The organism is Serratia sp. 506_PEND, from assembly GCF_001076875.1.
In the GTDB taxonomy this organism is placed as follows: domain Bacteria; phylum Pseudomonadota; class Gammaproteobacteria; order Enterobacterales; family Enterobacteriaceae; genus Serratia; species Serratia marcescens.
On the sequence record NZ_JVEL01000180.1, the window covers coordinates 1 to 3,838 of the forward strand.

Genomic DNA, 3,838 nt, shown 5'->3' on the forward strand with positions numbered 1-3,838 from the left:
GGCCTTCGAAAGGCGGCCATCCACTGGTACTGCTTCAACAGGCTGCCGTGAATGCGGCGCGTGCTGAGCTGAATGATGCTCCAGGTATCATCGGTGTCAATGGGCCACCGGGTACTGGAAAGACCACTCTTCTGCGAGATATTGTCGTTGGGTGCATTCTTGATCGGGCCACGGCGATGTGCGGCTTCAATAAACCGCAGGATGCCTTTTCCACAACAGGCGAGAAGCTGGCATTCGGTTCCAATGCATTCCTGCACTTCTACAAGTTACATGCATCCTTGAGGGGCCATGAGATCATCGTAGCCTCCTCCAATAACAAAGCGGTCGAAAACGTCAGTAAAGAGCTGCCTCTCAAGGAAGCCAATGGTCGCCATGAACAGATCTCCTACTTCCGGTCCATCAGCGACCTGATTGCGAATCCCAAACGCGCCGGCTATTTCGAAGCCGAGGCCGAGGGGGACATCCCCTCCGACCCTGTCGAAACCTGGGGATTGATCGCTGCGGCTCTCGGCAAGAGCAGCAACCGAGGCGCGTTCCAGCAAAGTTTCTGGTGGAATGAAGACGGTGGTTTCCTTACCTACCTGAAAGCAGCTCGCGGCTTAAACGTCTTGCGTGAGATCAAGGACGAACAAACTGGCGAAATCATCGATCGCGTGATGCCCAGCGTGGTCGTCAATGAGCGGCCCAGCACCAATGAAGTGGACGCTTTAGCGGCCTGGCGGAAAACGCGAACCGTTTTCCTTAAACTCAAGGAGACGGTAGACGCTGAAATCGCCAGCATCGAAGAAATGCGACGGGATATCCAGGCGCTCAAGGGAGCGACCACCGAACTTCAAAGTGTGGAACAGCGTCGTCCGAGTCTGAATGAAGCCGTCGAAGAGGCACACCAGATTGCTGAATCCTGCCAACGAGAGCATGATAAGGCAAAATCGCAGATCGAGCAGGATAAGATCATGCTCGACAGCCATCTTGCTTGCCGTCCAGGTTTCTTCTCCCGCTTGTTCGCGACTGCGGCCTGGAAGTCGTGGAGATCAACCCTTCAGAAGCTCTCTGCGACCTTACAGCAATCAGTCTTACAGGCGCAGGGGACGGACAGTGCCCTGGAGCTTGCAAGGGCTGAGTGGAACTATACTGAGTCCCAGTTACAGCAACTCGACCAGGAAATTTCCAGCAAATATCAGGCTGTTTCGAAATTGAAGGCGACCGAGGAGCAGGCACGAAACCGCATGGGAGACAGGGTCGTTGATGAGAGATTCTTCGAGCGCGAGCACGAGGCTATCCACCTGACTGCGCCATGGCTTCCCGATGAGGTTCATCGCCTGCGTGAGGATCTTTTCGCCGCTGCCCTGACTGTGCATAAAACGTTCATCGATGCTTCGGCCAGCCGCTTGCAACACAATCTTGGGCTATTGATGTCGGGCATGGTGGCTGGTGCCTTCCAGTCTTCCGCTCACCGTGAACTTCTCCCCGACCTTTGGTCGAGCCTTTTCATGGTTGTGCCGACCGTGTCCACGACATTCGCCTCTGTTCGGACGATGTTCGGAGATCTGCCACCAGAGAGTATTGGCTGGCTTCTGATTGATGAAGCGGGCCAGGCCGTTCCTCAAGCGGCAGTTGGAGCAATCATGCGGGCAAAGCGCTCCATAGTGGTAGGTGACCCGTTGCAAATCCCACCAGTGGTATCGCTACCCGAGAAGCTGAACGCCGAAATCTGCAAGTTTTTCAACATTGACCAGATCGAATGGTCTGCCCCCGCCGCATCTACGCAGACCCTTGCTGATCAGGCATCGCGCTTCAAATCCACCTTCGTCATGGATGTAGGTGATCGAGAAGTCGGGCTGCCACTGCTCGTTCACAGGCGTTGCCAGAACCCAATGTTCGATGTTTCTAACTCCATCGCCTATGCCGGGCAGATGGTCCATGCTGTCGGGCCTAAAAAACCCGGATCTATCGGCTCGGCTTTGGGGAGATCTCACTGGGTGGATATCAATGGCGATGCTGAGACGAAGTGGTGCCCCGACGAGGGCGAAGCGGTGATACGAATGCTCAAAGAGCTGGCGGCATCGGGCATTACAAATCCGGACGTATTTATCATCACACCATTCAAGATCGTAGAGCAGAACATGCGTCGGCGTCTCGAGAGTGAGACTGATCTGCTGCGGGCGTTCGGCGTAAAGTTGGATGAGTGGTGCCGTGATCGTGTAGGCACGATCCACACATTCCAGGGCCGAGAGGCGGACACTGTCATCCTGTTACTGGGTGCTCCGAAAGCGAGTCAGCAAAGGGCGCGTCAGTGGGCGGCAAGCCCACCAAACATAATCAATGTAGCCGTCTCACGCGCCAAGCAAAACCTGTATGTGGTCGGATCGGCTGCAGCATGGGCAGGGGCGGGAACTAGTCTGCAGGTCCTGCATCGGCAATTGGCGAAATCAGCCTGACAATCTCCGAGGTGGCCCTCATTGATGAGGGCGCATCGCGAACAATCAACAACCTACTTCAGTATCGAACCGGTCGCTACATGTCAAAAACTGACATTGCTCACATAATAGTCTAGTAATCATTATCCAACGCCCATCCGAGCTTGATAATTCTTACAGCTCCCCTTATATCCACACTGAGGAATAACCTCTGACAACGCAGCCCGATCATGGGGCTTAAACCTGGTCCAAAACCAATTGCAAAATCAACAGGAAAACCCGACCAACGCAGACGTGATCATAAGGATACACCCGGCAATACCCCAGGACTGAAACCAAGCAAATCAACTGGGAAGTAATCCTTCAAGGGTATGAAGAATTCATCTATACCCTTATCTCATCAAATCTGTCTGCTTTAGCCCGTTTAGTGCCAGATATAGTCATTCGAACTCTGGGGGTTACACTTTTAAGTGATTTAGGGTATGCGCTTATTGATGAATTCCTAAACTGAGGTTATTCAAAATCATAGTGTTAGAAAACGACTTGGTTGCAAAATTTGACGGCATTTCCACAGTAATTCCAATAAACTTATCACATACATAAAGCAGGAATAAAAACGGCCATAATAAGCTAGTTCTATAGGGTTTCGGTCGGTTCGGGATGGTTTGAACAACTGCCTCGCTGGATTACTAATAGTTGTATGCACCGTAAGTGTTTACTGAATATAATTTACTTGAAAACAGTTATATTACACCTTAAAATGTAGGTGAGATTACAGTGAGTACATTCATGCCAACATTTAAAGTGACTTTAAATAATACGTTTACTGATATTCCATTCCTAGTGAGAAACTTAAACTTGTAACCAGTGGTAATGAAAATGACGAAGGGAAAAGAGAGTGGGTTGGGTAAGGGATGTAATAATGAGTTTGATGATAAAGATAAGTGGAATTTGTTTTTCTATGGCGCTGGCTTTGTTATATTTCTATCGTTAGCTTTATATTTATTGGAATTTAACTCTGGGCTATCTAATAATCATACAAAATGGGGTGAGTTTGGTTCGTATATTGGTGGTATTACCGGCCCTTTAATTAGCGTTATGGCTTTTATCGGGTTATTAAAATCCATCAGCTTAACAAAAATTCAGTTTGAAATTCAAAGTCAGGAGAGCACTTTTTTCAACCTTCTTAATTTTCATACAAACAAAGTTGATAAAATATATTCTGAGCGCCCCGATAAATCTGATGCATTTAAATATTTATGCAAGAAATATGGAGAGAAATATAATTATCAATGTATTAGCGCAGCATTAAATAGCATAGTAGATAAGCCGGGTGAGCTACCAGATTTTACGTACTTTAATTTTCTGAAGAGATTATTCGGACTACATGAAACCGTTACCAATGAAGAAATAAAATTAAC

The 3,838-nt window shown here is 48.8% G+C and carries 1 protein-coding gene and 1 pseudogene; both read left to right on the forward strand.

Features of this window, described 5'->3' with window-relative positions; genetic code table 11:
* On the forward strand, positions 1-2,438 hold a 2,438-nt coding region (locus ADK28_RS04415), incomplete at its 5' end, for a DEAD/DEAH box helicase (RefSeq protein WP_048794988.1).
* A gap of 858 nt (positions 2,439-3,296) precedes the next feature.
* Positions 3,297-3,838 (forward strand): annotated as a pseudogene (locus tag ADK28_RS31270) (hypothetical protein); the annotation flags it as partial.